Consider the following 15,859-nt stretch of genomic DNA (forward strand, 5'->3'; position numbering starts at 1 on the left):
TCTTATCATTGCTCAGTTGCTTTAGCCTAAACAGTTACATACTAACGCTTTGAATCAGCCATGCGGTGTAGCCCATAAAGAACAGTATCAGCGTGGCACCTGACGTACGACCGAATTGGCGTTTTGTTTTAAAGGCAAACACGCATAGTGTCACTAGCAATATCGTCAAGACTCCCATCGCCATCACATCACGTGACAGAATCACTGGGTCGGCGGCGATAGGGGCAATAACGGTTGCCAAGCCGACAACTGCCAACGTATTGAAGATATTAGAGCCAATGATATTGCCGAGCGCCATATCATGCTCGCCTTTACGGGCAGCTGACAGGCTCGATACCAGTTCAGGCAATGAGGTCCCAACGGCGACAATCGTTAGACCAATGATAAGCTCACTAAGCCCCCATAGCGTTGCTAACTCGACAGCACCCCAAACGATAGCGCGTGAGCTAGCTACGAGCATCAGCATACCGATAATTAAACTGACAATACCACGTGTTACGCTTGGTTCTAGCTTTTCTAAGCTCTCTGAGTTATTTGAGTGCTCTAAGTTATTTGAGTGCTCTAAGTTATTTGAGTGCTCTGAGTCAGCATTAGCCACGACTACATCGTCTTCGTGCTCATGATATCCTTCGCGTATACTCATTATGATCTGTAGTCCTAAGACGGCGACCAATAGTATTAATAGTACGATACCATCAACTTGGCTTAATGTCCCATCACGTAGCTGCCAAGCGGCGATGACAGTAATCAGTAGCAGCAAGGGCAAGTCGCGCTTTACGATGCCTCTACGGATGATAATAGGGCTAATCAATACGGTTGCACCGAGTACCAATGCGATGTTGATGATATTTGAGCCATAAGCGTTACCTAGAGCCAGCTCAGGGCTGCCTTCTATCGCTGCTAGTACTGATACCACCATCTCAGGCGCTGACGTACCTATACCCAATATTAAGACACCAATTAAGAAGCTAGGCACACTAAATTTCTTTGCTAGTGCTGTCGCCCCATCAATGAAGACATCGGCACTCCAAACTAAAATTGCTAACCCAATCAGTATTGCAAGCGCTGCCAACCACATCGGTATGTTTCCTTATATATGATGAAAAATATGAGTTTAATAGAGAAAAATTGCATAAAAAAAGCCGAATCTTGATTTAGATTCAGCTTTCCCTTTAGCATCGAGATTTTTAGTAATAATAGCAGCTAATTCAAAGATGTAACTTTGTGTTTATCTTAAATTTACCAAAACCTTACCATCCTGTCATATTAAGCAACTTGTACAGGAATAATGTTTGCAGTGTCTTTTACAGTGTTGTCTTCGTTGCAATAGACAAGTTTTGGCTGATACGTTGACGCTTCAACTTCATCAAAATGCGCGTAAGCACAAATGATAACGATATCGCCCAAATCTGCCATATGAGCCGCAGCACCATTTAATGAGATAATACCAGAGCCCGCCTCAGCACGGATAGCATAGGTGCGAAAGCGCTTACCGTTGGTCACGTTATAGATATCAATAGATTCATTTTCGCGTAGACCAGCAAGATCTAATAGATCGCCGTCGATACCGCAAGAGCCTTCATAGTGAAGTTCAGCGTGGGTAACACGGGCACGGTGTAATTTGCATTTAAGCATATTAAGTAGCATAGGTTGGTTCCTTGGCGTAACTGATATTAATTAACTAAATCAAAAGGTTAATGGGGATAAAACTGCCAAAATAAAAGGTCATTATCATTGAACGACTATATTATTCTGGTAATTTAAAGCCATTAATTTGTGAACGTGCTTTTTCGACATCACCATCTAACAATAATGGGAGTGCTTCAAAAGCAGCTGTCAGCGCGCTATCAATCGCAATCTGCTCATCAGGAGATGCTTTAGAGAGAACGTGTCCACTAACTTTAGACTTGTGACCAGGATGGCCGATACCCACACGCAGGCGATGAAAATCATTGCCAATATGCGGCGTGATATCGCGTAGGCCGTTGTGACCACCATGTCCACCGTCTGTTTTGAGTTTGATACTACCAGCTGGAATATCGAGCTCATCATGAGCAATCAACAATTCATCATTTTTGATGCCATAGAAATTTACCATAGGCACCACTGACTGACCAGATTTATTCATAAACGTCAGCGGCATAAGTAAACGCACATCCGACCCATGAATCTGCCCACGCCCTGTCACTCCATGAAATTTCTTATCAGGGGAGAGCGTGATATTAAACTGCTGAGCCAAATGATGGACAAACCAAAATCCTGCATTATGACGCGTAAACATATACTGCTGACCAGGATTACCAAGACCGACAATAAGCTTTATGGCCATAAAAACACCCTGCTTGAATTTGATAAATAGGGGTAAGGTTTGAGGTACTGATAGACAGTTTATTTTCAAACCTTACTTACAAAAACAGCAGGAGATTTTAATCACCTGCTGTCTTATTGACTAAACGAATGTATCACTAACCAGCACAAAATAATGCACTAGTTAGAAACAGTTATTACTCGCTGTCTTTGTTTTCTTCAGTACCGTCGTTTTGCTCAGTTGCTGGTACTTCATCAGCATCAACGTCAGCATCAACTTCTTCTACTGTTGGTGGCTGCATGTTAACGATAGTACGGTCATGGCCGTCTTCTAGCTCAAGCTCATGAATAACAACGCCTTCAGGAAGTTTGATGTCTGATAGACGGAACAAATCACCGATTTCCATGCCTGATACATCTACTTCTAGGTATTCAGGAAGTTGTGATGGTAAGCAGATAACTTCGATATCAGATACTAGAGTAGATAGTACACCAGCAGCAGCAGTACCAGGCGCATCTTCACGACCAGTGAAATGAACAGGAACGTTCATGTGGATTTTCTGACCTTTTACAATGCGCTGGAAATCAGCATGCATTGGGAAGCCTTTAGCTGGATGGCGCTGCAAGTCTTTGATAACAGCTTGATGCTCTTCACCGTCAACGTTGATAGTCAAGATGTGTGAGAAAAACGCTTCGAATTCTAGTGATTTTACTAGTTCGTTAAGCTTGATAGAGATAGCTGTTGGCTCTTCGTTACCACCATAGATGATAGCAGGAACTAGGTTCTGCTTACGTAGGCGGCGGCTCGCACCTTTACCTTGTAGTTCAGCAGCACGATCAACGGCGTTTAGTTCAAAATGATTAATGCTCATGGATATAATCCTATAAAAAAAATGATGAAGTGTCTGGTCATAAAAAAGTGGATTTGCGACCAATCCACTAATACGTGATGATAGCTAATATTATCGTTACGAAGAAAACTCGCAATGTCTAAGCTTAGCCATTTGCTTATAGCAGCGCTCGCTACGATAATTACCATAACGGTAGTTGCTGTTAAGCATGATCAGCACTTTTGATAGTGCTAGCCTAATAAAAACAACGAAAAGGTCAGCACAGGCGCGCATTATACGTGATTCTGTAGCAATAATAAAGACCTACGCAAAACGCCTACACAAAACAAAGCGCCAAGTAAGGATACTTGACGCTCTATTTTTTAACTATTCAAGATGTCTTACTACAGTCATTGCTATTCGAAATTACTGCAATAGCTGTTGAAAAGGCAGTTGTATCAACTTAGGCATCAAACATCGCGCTAATAGATTCTTCGTTATTGATACGGCGTAAGCTTTCAGCCAGCATCGGTGCAATACTTACCTGACGGATTTTGCTACAGGCTTTGGCTTCAGCAGATAGTGGAATTGTATCGGTCACAACCACTTCATCTAATGCAGATTCGCTGATGTTTTTCAGTGCGTTACCTGATAGGACAGGGTGCGTGATGTAAGCCAAGACGCGACGGGCACCATTTTCTTTCAATGCTTCAGCTGCTTTACACAATGTACCTGCAGTATCGACCATATCATCAACGATAACGCAATCACGGTCACGAACATCACCAATGATATGCATTACTTGTGACTCATTGGCACGAGCACGGCGCTTATCAATAATTGCCATGTCGGTATCGCCTAACTGCTTTGCCATCGCACGTGCACGAACCACGCCGCCTACGTCAGGTGAAACAACCATGATATTGTCATAGTCTTGCTTTTGTAGGTCGTTTAGCAATACAGGTGTGCCGTAGATATTGTCTACAGGAATATCAAAGAAACCCTGAATCTGATCTGAGTGCAAATCAACAGTCATGACGCGATCGATACTAACGATGTTTAGCATGTCAGCGACCACTTTAGCCGAGATAGGTACACGAGCTGAGCGTGGACGACGATCCTGACGAGCATAACCAAAGTACGGCATAACAGCTGTGATACGGCCAGCACTAGAGCGACGCAAGGCGTCAGCCATCATCATGATTTCCATCAAGTTGTCGTTGGTCGGTGCACAAGTAGGCTGCATGATAAACACATCTTTACCACGTACGTGTTCTTTGATTTCCACGGCAATTTCGCCATCAGAAAAACGCGTGATGTCAGCTTTACCAAGAGGTATGTGAAGATGATCGGCTACGGTTTTTGCTAATTCTGGGTGGGCATTACCCGTAAAAATCGCCAAATAAGGCATGACAGAAGTCCTATTGATTGACTCAAGCAGCGACCGCTAAGCAGTGTCAAACTGCTCAAATTAAGAAAAGAGTGGTGAAGGTGTTGAAGTATACTATTACAGTAAAAAATGGCAGGGGTAGCTGGACTCGAACCAACGGATGTCAGGATCAAAACCTGATGCCTTACCAACTTGGCTATACCCCTGTAATGTCTAGGCTATGAACAACCGATATTTAATAGCGACTAAGTAGTCGTTCTTAATATAGTGTCATGACCTGTCAGTTATCTAAAAAACGGATAAACCGTTTAAAACATAACTTTTCCCTAGCGGTGTCCATTGCGAACTATACCGAAACTGGGATAACGTTGTCAATGACAATAAGATAAGTGGCTGTCTATAAACCGCTTATACTCGATGTATCTCTAACGCTTCGTACTAAAAAATGGCAGGGGTAGCTGGACTCGAACCAACGGATGTCAGGATCAAAACCTGATGCCTTACCAACTTGGCTATACCCCTATTGTGGCGACCTATTATAAGTAAATTTTCAGATTTTGCAAGTCATTTGCTGCTTTTTCTGGTATTTATTCATCATAGGTTACTGCTGGCGCTATTTTAGCAAATTAAAATCGGCAATCCTACCACTGTCATTATTTAGATGATAAGAAATCTAAAGGTTATATGTGCTATTTTAAGTTTCCAACGATATATGCCGTACAAGGCGCATCTGCAATCCACTTCGCCACAAGCTTTTCATTAGTAGCCACACTCGCATCCAACGGCAAAAACACGGCACTACCAGAGCCAGTCATTCGTGCTGTGCCGAGTGTTTGCGCTTCTAACCCCTGTAGATAACTTAAGGCATCTGCAACAGCAGGAGCAAGGTTCGTCACCACTGGAGTAAAGACATTATGATAAGGCGGAGTGAGCGTTTGTACATAGTCAGTGTATTGGTTTTTGATGGTTGCAACCGATAGGGGCGCGACATCTCGCTGTAGCTTGGGATGGGCGAATAGTTTAGCAGTATTTACATGAGCGTTAGGCGTCAGTACTAAATATTGCTGGTCAGGCAACTCAATCGTAGTCAGTTCTTCACCAATACCCATGGCAATAGCGTCTTGACCAAAGATAAATATAGGTACATCCGCACCTACAGTCGCGCCAATCTTTATAAGCTCATCACAGGTAAAATTAAGCTGCCAAATCTCATTGAGCACTAGTATAGCCGTTGCTGCATTAGATGAGCCACCGCCTAGACCCGCGCCCATTGGCAAGTGCTTATCTAAAGTGATATGCACTTTTGCCAACTGCTCAGGTAAAGTGTTTGACTGTATGGCAGATGCTAGCAGTGCGCGCGCTGATTTGAAAATTAAATTATCTTCTATATTAATAGTGATAGCCTCTGCACCATCTAATACTAGTAGCTGGTGACAGAGTTGATTAGCGCTTAATTCACGAGCTATAGTAGAAATTACGACATTGTTGCTAACCGAAAAATGCAAATAATCGCCCCAGTCGAGCAGGCGAAATACCGTTTGCAAATTATGATAGCCGTCGGTACGTTTACCAGTAATATGCAAAAATAGATTGAGTTTTGCGGGTGATAAACGGGTAATCGTAGAAGCAAATGATGCGGCTATATTTTCAGTCATATTTTTTTATCATAAGGTGCAGTTATAAACAGCTATCTTAATTAGCAATGATGGTTTTTAGCAGGCTTTCTGTTGTTAATAAAAGATGGATTAATGGTTAATCGTCATTACAACTTTGTTACCTTGTGGCTGTACAGCACTAATTTTACTAGGTAACTTATCCGTACCTTTATAAGTAAAGCTGGCTGTCCACTCACCATTGACTGAGCTAACTAAACGGTTCTGATCATCCAGTTGTGGTGCACTATCTGAAGGTGCCGGGCGACCAGAAATCCAGTAAGGCATTTGTGAAATTGGTGCTTGCCAACCAGTGGCTTTCTTTAGCAAGGTTTCAGGATCGTCAGCGGTCAATGTACCTGTCTTTTCGCTAACTAGAGTAGCGGTCTGACCATTGTATTCAATGTTGGTTTTGCCGATACCAAGTGCGCCAATCAGCTCAATGGCAAATCGGTCATTTTGCTGACCCCATGCATAGAACGCACTACCACCTTGAGTACCGGTCGAATCATTCGCAGGCGTCGTTACCCCAATTTTACCGGTGATATTGAAGCTCTCTAGCTTTTTAGGTTGCTCAGCGTTTTGACCTTGTACAGGGGTCGTTGGCTGGTTAGTCGCGTTAGCCGTTTTTAATGACTGACAACCAGAGGTAATGACCATTGCTGCAGTCATAGCAGTAAACAGAGCCAATTTATTTGGTTTATAAGAAGTGATTGATGCTGACATAATAGTTTCTCAAAATGGAAAAATGAACAAAGATATTAGCTTAAGCGTTATTTGTTGCTCGGTTATGCACGGCTGTTAGCTTCTTATAACGACCTTGTAATTTATAAATGCTTCGTTATTTATAAAAACCTTATCAACTATCATATCTCTGTGACTACAAAGCTCGAATAACATATCCAAAATCAGCGCTATTAATACAGCTGTATGCGGTCATTGATATTATGCTGTCCAAATGAGAAGCGCTGCTGCAAATCTGCGAGTAATGCTTCAACTTTGTCATTGTTACCTAAGCCTTGATAGGCGCGCAATAGCAGGGTGCCTGAGCGCAGAGTTGGCAGCACATCATAAGGTGTCTGTAGATAGTCGATGACCTGCTGATAGTCCTCTTTGGCCAATGCATTGCCCGCCAAGACATTTAGGGCTTGCAGATGTAGGTCGTTATCATAACGTGGGTCATCATAGCGAATCTGGATAATCGCGGTAGCTAGTGCCAGACCTTGCTCTGAGCTGCGCTCATTTGCCAGTAGTAACTGTGCATAGCTCAACTGATAGGACAAGTTGCTAGGATCTAATGCCTGCAAATGGTTGAGCAGGGTGCGCTTAACGACATAGTCTTCTTTATCATCTAACAGCTGAGCCCGTGCAAAGAGTAGCATTTCATTATCAGGATATTTACGAGCGGCACGGGTCAGTAAGCGCAGTGCTTCATCCGACTCGTTTTGTTGCCACAAGATATCGGCCTGCATGACAAAAGTGTCAGGCGCGAATACCGTGAAGTCTTTGCGCAGCTTCTCTAAAGTCGCGATTGCCCCATCGACGTCGTTATCGAGTAATTCAAACGCCACTACTTTTCTACGCGCTTCTAACACCAAGTCCTCTTGCATGACGCCATTGAGGTAGTATTTAGCTTGATCGAACAACTGCTGACGCTCAGCACTGATACCCAGATAATAATAGGCTTGATCAAGATAAGCTGGACTCTTAGCAAGCATATTGAGTAGCTCATCAGCACTAGCGTACTCTTCAATATCCAAGCTCACTAAGGCTGCGAGCAGAGTAATCTCAGAATCATCACTGAAGCGGCTATGCGCCTCAAGCAGTAACTTCCACGCTTGTTCGCTTTGCTTTAAATCTAATAGATAGCGAATCTCATATAGATATAAGCTTTTGCTATCAGGGTTGCGTAGACGAGCTTGACTGACATAATTGATGACGGTTTCTGCGGTCACGATTTTACGCAATATATCGGCTTTTAAGGTAATAAAGGGCACATAGTCTGGCTGACGCTCTAGCGCTCGATTGATATGAACAATAGCCACTTCAGGTTCGTTAAACTGATAGAGTAAACCTGCTTTTAACACTGACAATGAGGCATTTTGCTCGCTATCTAGCGGCTGCAACGCAGCAAGAAGTTCACGTTTGTCTTCATCATTATTTGGGTAAATACCTATGAGGATTTCGCTTAAGTCTGCGCGTGGATCATAGCGCAAGATGCGGTTTAAAGTTTCACCCGCTAATATGTAGTCGTGGGCACGTAAGGCCAAATGCGCGACATAAAACCAAGCAGGTACGTGGTCAGGGTTTTGGTCCTGCCATGTCTTGGCAAACTGTAATGAATCTTCAACCTTTTCATTACGCAAAGACAAGCTAAGCGCTCTCTCAAACACGGCTGTCGCATCTTCTTTAAAAGACTGTTGCTTATAAATAGAGACCGCGCGTCGTTTGTCATCGCGATCAGCAGCAAACTCGGCATCCAGTAGAGCGTACAAGCTTGGTTCACTAAGCTCAGGCTGCCATAGGCTGGCTGGCGCTAGGCCGTTAATGTTTTTTACGTTTTCTATGGTGAGCGTATCTTCATTATAAGGTGTATCAATCGCAGCACTATCATCATTTAGCTTATTGCCAGTTACCTTATTGTTAGCTGCTTTATTATCGGTAGCAACGGATACCTTAGGAATTTTTGCTTCTAGCAATACATCGGGATGGCTGGCATGAACAGGGGCTGCCAAACACAGGCACACAGCTAGAGACAACGCTAACTTATATCGTTGACACAGGCGCTCAATAGCGACACGCAATAAAGCACGGAAGCTAGAGTATTCGCTATAGGAATGTGGTGACCGAAGTAATGACCCAAAAAAAATCATAGATAGCCGTATTCGCCCATGGTTTACCTACACAGATAAGGCAAGTTTGTTTTAATCATTTTAAGTTAAATATTGGCAATATGTACCCATGACAAACATTATAAGAGTAGACCGATGAGATAAACAATAGCATCCGTGTTACTCAGATAGTGGCATGTCTGACTGTATGAATGTGCTACTAGTAGCGAGTACGTCGCCAAAGAACGATACTGCAGATGATTAAATGTAGATATGTCTGTCGAACTGAACATTATAGAAATATAACAAGTTAAGATAGAGTAAGCGAATGATTTAACGTTATATTATTGACCATAAGTCAAAACCCAGCTATTGATTTTATAAATCGTATGAGTAGTTGATTTGTTACATTTGCGACCAGATACAGAGATATGGTTATCATAGATGGGTGAGTGTTAATTAAAGCCCGCAATAATGATATAATAGGCGGTTTTTAGGGTCTTCCTTTTTAGCGCTGTCGTCAAAAACTGTCTTTTAAAAATAATAAGATAGCGTAAGGGGCAACTGAGCGTCATGTTTATGGTCTATCGATAATGAGATTAGTGGTCATTGGGGTCAATCACAAAACTGCACCAGTCGCTCTGCGAGAGCGCTTGGCGCTTGTGGGTGACGATGTAAATGTCGCACTCAAACAAATAGAAGCCTTTACTGATGGTAGCGTGATCGTCTCTACTTGTAACCGCACCGAAATCTATGCGCTAGTGCCGCACACTTCAACGTCGCATCATGCTAATAGCCAATTGTCTGACTCACAATCATCCGATATACAGGATGTCAAAGCTGCTGGCCATTCATCATCTAATAATGCTTTTAGTAGTAGCATGAATATCTCGTCTGCTGCGATTAGTGCGCATATTACCAAAATCAAAACGTGGCTGGCTGACTTCAAGCAATTGCCACTCGTTGATATTGATCCTTATCTCTATGTACATCGTGATACCCATGCATTGACTCATTGGTTAAGAGTAGCGGCTGGTCTCGATTCTATGATACTGGGCGAGCCGCAGATTCTCGGGCAAATCAAAAACTCTGTGCATCTGGCTCAAGACCAAAAAGTACTCAGCAATCAGCTCGGCTGGATCATCGATCAAGTATTCGCTGCTGCCAAACGAGTGCGTAATGAGACGCAGGTTGGCGCACAGGCTGTATCGCTTAGCTTTGCTGCCGCCAAATTGGTCACACAGATATTTGATGATTTACCTAGTCGTACTCTACTGGTCGTTGCAGCAGGTGAGATGAATCGCTTGGTTGCTACCCATATCGCAGGGTTAGGGGTCGGGCGCGTCATTATCTGTAACCGTAATCCCGAACGTGCCGAAGCGTTAGCGGCTGAACTACGTGGCCCTAATCGCCGCGTAGACGTTAGACCTTTACAGGAGTTGCCGCAAGTATTGGCAGAAGCCGATATCGTTAGCAGTTGTAGTGGCAGTATGGATTTGTTGATTGATAAGACAATGACCATACAAGCGCTAAAGCGTCGCCGTTATCAGCCAATGCTTATGATAGATCTGGCCGTACCGCGCGATATTGATTCTACCATTAGCCGTATTGATGACGTTTATCTGTACTCTGTCGATGATTTGCAGCATGTCATCGCAGGTAATATCGAACAGCGTCGCCAAGCCGCAGTGGATGCTGAGCTGCTAGTCAGTCAATTGGTGGTTGAGATAGATCGCCGCTTTCAGGTTCGCCAAGTTGGTAAAGATATTCAGCAATACCGCGCGTGTACTCAAGGTCAGGTGGATAAGCTGCTGCATGAATCTATTGCTAAGCTGCAACAGGACGATGTCAGTCCAGAAGATATCATCACTGAGCTATCGCGACGTTTGACTCAAACACTGACCCATGCACCATCGAAACTGATGCGCAAAGCCGCACGCGAAGGCGATAGTGAGTTGCTAGACTTCGTGGTGTCAGGACTACAAGATGCTCATCGAGGGCATTGATGCTTTCATCGTGGCTGTATAAGTCAAAACTTATCAACCAATACCTACCAATAAATGCTCGATAGCGCAAGTCATATCGTTGCCTGAGCGTATCGTTGTCAACCTTCAGTATCAGTGCTAATATCAAGCTCTCATGGATGGCTTAGGTCAAGATATGTGCTGGTGTTTGCTCGTAATATGACTACAAATATATTAACTTAATGTTAGTAGACCTCATCAGTGTCCGTTGTTTTTTGTTCGTTTAAAGACAATGCATCTCTAGACAGCGCAAGACCTCACCATCGAATAATAGCACTTGATTATAGTGCTATCTGATCCATGTCGCATATTATCTAACCATACACTAGGAGTGTTCAATGCCTGCATTACGTCAAGATATCGATCCAAACGGCTTATTAGAGTATTCAGTGGTTTACACCGATCGTGCGCTGAACCATATGTCAAAAGACTTTCAGCAAGTGATGAACGACCTATCTAGTGACCTAAAATCTGTGTATAACGCGGACGCAGTGGTGATCGTTCCTGGTTCTGGTACTTATGGTATGGAAGCCGTCGCTCGCCAGTTGGCAAATGATGAAGACTGCCTAATCATTCGTAATGGTTGGTTCAGCTATCGTTGGACGCAAATTTTAGAAAAAGGCAAAATCGCTAAATCATCTATAGTCCTTACGGCCAATCGTGCCGATGATAGTGAGTCGCCAAAGCCGTTTGCTCCAGTTGATATCGACGTTGCCGTAGCCAAAATCAAAGAAGAAAAACCAGCAGTGGTATTTGCCCCGCATGTTGAAACCTCATCGGGCATCATCTTATCAGATGACTATATCAAAGCGTTGAGTGAGGCTGTGCATAGCGTTGGCGGACTGTTAGTCATTGATTGCATCGCCTCAGGCTGCGTATGGCTAGATATGAAAGCATTGGGTATCGATGTGCTGATTAGCGCACCGCAAAAAGGTTGGAGCAGTACACCGGGCGCTGGTTTGGTCATGCTAAGCGATGCTGCTGTCAAAAAAGTAGACAGCACTGAATCTGATAGCTTTAGTATCGACCTAAAGCAATGGTTGAATATCATGCGTGCTTACGAAAATGGCGGTCATGCGTACCATGCGACTATGCCGACAGACAGCTTACGTCAGTTCCGTGATGCCGTGAATGAAGCCAAAGCAATCGGTTTTGATAAATTGTGTGACGCGCAGTGGGCACTTGGCAAACGTATCCGTGAAGTATTAGAAGCCAAGGGCGTTGAGAGCGTCGCTGCCGAAGGTTTTAAAGCACCTGGTGTGGTCGTCTCTTATACCGATCGTGATGACATGCATAAAGGTAGCGCGTTTGCTGAAATCGGAGTGCAAATCGCTGCTGGCGTACCATTAAAAGTGGGCGAGCCCGATAACTTCAAAACTTTCCGTTTGGGTCTATTTGGCTTGGACAAATTAACTGATATCGATGGCACAGTAGCGCGTTTTGAAACGGCACTTGATAAAGTGTTGAGTCAGTAAAGATACCAAGTAAGATGGCTAATAAAAAATATTAATAGGATAGTTTATTAAGTCTTTTTCACTGCCCTTTTTAAAGCCTTTGCGGTACAGTCTTTACAGTTATAAAAAATACTGAACTATTAGCATTATGCTAGGTTCAGTATTTTTTTACCTTTTTATTATATTTTATAATATAATGTATTTTTATAAATTAATACTCAAGTACGTATTTAATAAACTTAATTAGGTAGTCCGTTATGAGCATACAAATAGACTGGCAAGCATTTACGCCGATCTCCTTAGTTGGGGGTCTGATGCTAGGCGTAGCGACGGTTATCTTACTGCTGGGTATTGGCCGTATAGCAGGTATCAGTGGTATTTTTTCAAGCCTACTAAAGCCCAAGCGTGTAGAGATGTGGCAGGTGCTGTTTATACTGGGTCTGGTCATCTCACCACTGCTATATCAGTTGGCAAGACCGCTACCTGAGGTAGCTATCAGTACTTCCGTGCCATTATTGATTGGTGCAGGGTTATTGGTCGGCTTCGGCACGCGTTTAGGTTCAGGATGCACGAGTGGGCATGGTATCTGTGGTAACGCACGGCTGTCTCCACGGTCATTGGCAGCGACTGTCACCTTTATGCTGTTTGGGATTGTGACCGTTTATATCGGTCGTCACGTACTAGGCCTACTATAGCGAACTCATGGCAGATTGCCAGATGAAGACTGATGGTCGGACTCATACGCGAACGACATATGATGGTTAATAAAAGATAATAATAGCGAGATACGACGATGCTAAAAAATATAATCGGATTGCTAGCAGGACTGCTGTTTGGACTGGGACTACTGGTGTCAGGTATGACTGATCCTATAAAGGTACAAGGGTTTTTGGACGTATTTGGTGCATGGGATATCTCCCTTGCTCTTGTGATGGGCGGTGGTCTGATTGTCGCTTTCTTCGGTGTACGATTAGCAAAGCGTCAACAAAGCAGCTGGATTGGTACACCGATTGATATGCCAAGCAAAACTGTCATTAATAAAAAATTGCTCATCGGTGCGATGTTGTTCGGTATCGGTTGGGGGTTGGTCGGTATTTGCCCAGGGCCAGGAATCGTCTTGCTCGGTACGGGGCAGTGGCAAGCCTATGTCTTTATTCCTGCCATGATTATAGGAATGCTGGTTTATCAATGGCTTGAGCCTAAGCTTGGCTGATATAGTTAGTTCTCTATAAATAGACGAGCGCTCAAAAAAAGGTCAGCTATATATATGTAGTTGACCTTTTTTATGAATATTAATTTGTGACAGGATTTAATATATTGTCAGATCATTTAGCACTGGCAGTTACTTTTGGCGTTTCGTGTGCCAATGATTTTGCTGCTTGGCGTAGCTCAAATTTTTGCACTTTACCGGTACTGGTCTTGGGTATTTCTGCAAAGACAATATATTTTGGCACTTTAAAACCTGCTAGGTGCTGACTACAATGCTCCATCACCGTATCACGTTGCAGCGTGCTACCAGCGTGAATTTCGATAAAGGCGACGGGCACTTCGCCCCATTTATCATGTGGTGCGGCGACGACGGCACAGCTTTCAATAGCAGGTAGTTTATACAAGACGTTTTCTACCTCGATACTAGAGATATTCTCACCGCCTGAGATGATGATATCTTTCAGTCTGTCCATGATTTTGATATAGCCATCAGGGTATTTAACACCCAGATCACCCGTGCGGAACCAGCCATCAGCGAATGCCTCTTCGGTAGCCTTGCGGCTTTTTAGATAGCCTTTCATCACCATATTGCCACGTAGCGCCAGCTCGCCCATCTCTTCCCCGTCAGCGGCGACTGGTTCAGTCGTACCTTGCTTAAATACTTCAAACCCTGCCATCAAGTGTGACGTTACGCCTTGACGTGATTTCTTTTGGGCACGGGTAGCTACATCAAGCTCATTCCATTCTTCCTGCTCAGCGCAGACCGTCACTGGCCCATATACTTCAGTGAGACCGTAGACATGCGAGATATGAAAGCCCATTGCTTCCATTGCAGCCAGCATGGTTTCAGACGGCGGTGCACCCGCGACCCAACCTTTGACCGTATGGGTGATAGCTTCTTTATACTCTGGTTTGCCGCCAGCAATCATATTGTGCACGACTGGCGCAGAGCAATAATGGCTAACTTGATGCTTGGCAATCAGCTGCAATATCAAATCAGCATCAATTTTTCGCAAGCATACATTGACCCCAGCACGCTCGGCGATGGTCCACGGAAAGCACCAACCGTTGCAGTGAAACAGTGGCAGCGTCCATAGATACATCGGGTGTTTGGGCATGTCCCAATCTAAAATATTAGAGATAGCATTGAGAGTTGCGCCGCGATGGTGATAGACCACGCCTTTGGGCTTGCCTGTCGTCCCAGAGGTATAATTTAGCGCAATGGCATCCCATTCATCTTTCGGCATCTCCCAATTATCCAAACTGTCTGAACTGGCTACCAATGCTTCATAACTCATATGCCCAAAGCGCTCGACATCGACAGCCTTGTCCGTTGAGTGAATGACGATTAAGTCTGGAAAAGTCTCATCGATGATTTCAGCGTGCTCAGCAAATTCGCTATCTAAAATTAAAACCTTGGCTTCGGAATGCTGCAAACAAAAGGTAAGTGCATTAATATCAAGGCGGGTGTTTAAGGTGCAGAGTACGCCACCTGACATAGGTACACCAAAGGCGCATTCGACCATGGCTGGCGTGTTCGGCAGCATCACGGCTACGGTGTCGTTTTTATCGATGCCCAATTTGCGCAGACCATCAGCCAGTTGGCGACAGCGGGTATAGGTCTGTTGCCATGTCTGAGTGAGGCCGTTTTGTTCTAGGTCGTCATAAATGATGGCAGTCTTATTGGGATAAACTTGAGCGCTGCGAATGATGAAGTCAATAGGGGTAAGTGGTTGATGGTTGGCGGCATTTTTACCGAGACCTGTATGGAAATCTGTCATGATGATAGTCCTTTATCGTATTTCTATAATGCGTCAGTACATTAACGTCAGGATATTGTTTAGTACAGTAATCTAGCATAGAAATTATAGGTATAAGTCGATATTTATCGATTTATATCTTAGTCTAATTTTTAGGTGACATTAAGCTAACGGTATATAATCTACCTCAAAAGTTGGCTAGGTTTTGTGGTGTTTGCTTAACCATATACCACAGTACCGCCTGATACACAGTCCTGCTCGTTATAGCAATTAATATAGTGCTCACTCATCAGTCGCTTGTCTGCATAGCTGACAATAATCGCGGTGTGTTACGATATCGATGATGCTAAACCCCTTAGGCCCACTAATTCTAAAAAGCCGTTTTTAAAAAGTAGCCTCATA

At 43.8% G+C, this 15,859-nt stretch carries 13 protein-coding genes and 2 tRNA genes; 4 read left to right on the top strand and 11 right to left on the bottom strand.

The features are described 5' to 3' along the window. Positions 1–34: 34 nt before the first annotated feature. From JMX07_RS06390 to JMX07_RS06435, 10 genes are all read right to left on the bottom strand, one after another. A complete protein-coding gene (locus tag JMX07_RS06390) occupies positions 35–1,078 on the bottom strand; it encodes a calcium/sodium antiporter (RefSeq protein ID WP_201606919.1) in 1,044 nt (347 codons plus the stop codon). Positions 1,079–1,266: 188 nt separating this feature from the next. Beyond that, positions 1,267–1,647, bottom strand: a complete 381-nt coding sequence (gene panD, locus JMX07_RS06395; protein WP_010196068.1) for an aspartate 1-decarboxylase — start codon at positions 1,645–1,647, stop codon at positions 1,267–1,269. 100 nt (positions 1,648–1,747) lie between these two features. Further along, a complete protein-coding gene (gene pth, locus JMX07_RS06400) occupies positions 1,748–2,329 on the bottom strand; it encodes an aminoacyl-tRNA hydrolase (RefSeq protein ID WP_101205142.1) in 582 nt (193 codons plus the stop codon). A 175-nt stretch (positions 2,330–2,504) separates the two neighbouring features. Then, complete coding sequence (locus JMX07_RS06405; RefSeq protein ID WP_201606920.1) at positions 2,505–3,179, bottom strand: 50S ribosomal protein L25/general stress protein Ctc; 675 nt, start codon at positions 3,177–3,179, stop codon at positions 2,505–2,507. 421 nt (positions 3,180–3,600) lie between these two features. Continuing rightward, on the bottom strand, positions 3,601–4,548 hold the full coding sequence (locus tag JMX07_RS06410; protein WP_057758042.1) for a ribose-phosphate pyrophosphokinase: 948 nt from the start codon (positions 4,546–4,548) through the stop codon (positions 3,601–3,603). A gap of 109 nt (positions 4,549–4,657) precedes the next feature. Next, positions 4,658–4,733: transfer RNA gene (locus tag JMX07_RS06415), tRNA-Gln, on the bottom strand. 240 nt (positions 4,734–4,973) lie between these two features. After that, positions 4,974–5,049: transfer RNA gene (locus tag JMX07_RS06420), tRNA-Gln, on the bottom strand. A gap of 167 nt (positions 5,050–5,216) precedes the next feature. Continuing rightward, on the bottom strand, positions 5,217–6,182 hold the full coding sequence (gene ispE, locus JMX07_RS06425; RefSeq protein WP_201606921.1) for a 4-(cytidine 5'-diphospho)-2-C-methyl-D-erythritol kinase: 966 nt from the start codon (positions 6,180–6,182) through the stop codon (positions 5,217–5,219). 90 nt (positions 6,183–6,272) lie between these two features. Continuing rightward, positions 6,273–6,905 (bottom strand): lipoprotein insertase outer membrane protein LolB, encoded by a 633-nt coding sequence (lolB, locus tag JMX07_RS06430; protein WP_201606923.1) that lies wholly within the window; start codon positions 6,903–6,905, stop codon positions 6,273–6,275. A gap of 191 nt (positions 6,906–7,096) precedes the next feature. Then, positions 7,097–8,914 carry a tetratricopeptide repeat protein gene (locus tag JMX07_RS06435; RefSeq protein WP_227684667.1) on the bottom strand — a complete coding sequence of 606 codons (1,818 nt, stop codon included), beginning with the start codon at positions 8,912–8,914 and terminating at the stop codon, positions 7,097–7,099. Between the two features lie 689 nt (positions 8,915–9,603). On the opposite strand from JMX07_RS06435, the gene hemA reads away from it, so the two are divergent. The 4 genes from hemA (at position 9,604) to JMX07_RS06455 (ending at position 13,701) form a co-directional block, all read left to right on the top strand. Then, a complete protein-coding gene (hemA, locus tag JMX07_RS06440) occupies positions 9,604–11,016 on the top strand; it encodes a glutamyl-tRNA reductase (protein WP_201606927.1) in 1,413 nt (470 codons plus the stop codon). Positions 11,017–11,372: 356 nt separating this feature from the next. Next, positions 11,373–12,509 carry an aminotransferase class V-fold PLP-dependent enzyme gene (locus tag JMX07_RS06445; protein WP_201606929.1) on the top strand — a complete coding sequence of 379 codons (1,137 nt, stop codon included), beginning with the start codon at positions 11,373–11,375 and terminating at the stop codon, positions 12,507–12,509. A 236-nt stretch (positions 12,510–12,745) separates the two neighbouring features. Beyond that, complete coding sequence (locus JMX07_RS06450; RefSeq protein WP_165597767.1) at positions 12,746–13,183, top strand: YeeE/YedE family protein; 438 nt, start codon at positions 12,746–12,748, stop codon at positions 13,181–13,183. A gap of 98 nt (positions 13,184–13,281) precedes the next feature. Then, positions 13,282–13,701, top strand: a complete 420-nt coding sequence (locus JMX07_RS06455) for a DUF6691 family protein (RefSeq protein WP_102078611.1) — start codon at positions 13,282–13,284, stop codon at positions 13,699–13,701. A 112-nt stretch (positions 13,702–13,813) separates the two neighbouring features. Here the strand turns inward: JMX07_RS06455 and JMX07_RS06460 are convergent, their stop codons facing one another. Further along, positions 13,814–15,478 carry an AMP-binding protein gene (locus JMX07_RS06460; protein WP_201606931.1) on the bottom strand — a complete coding sequence of 555 codons (1,665 nt, stop codon included), beginning with the start codon at positions 15,476–15,478 and terminating at the stop codon, positions 13,814–13,816. Between the last annotated feature and the right edge of the window lie 381 nt (positions 15,479–15,859).

It is taken from the genome of Psychrobacter immobilis, from assembly GCF_904846235.1.
Taxonomy (GTDB): Bacteria; Pseudomonadota; Gammaproteobacteria; order Pseudomonadales; family Moraxellaceae; genus Psychrobacter; species Psychrobacter immobilis_C.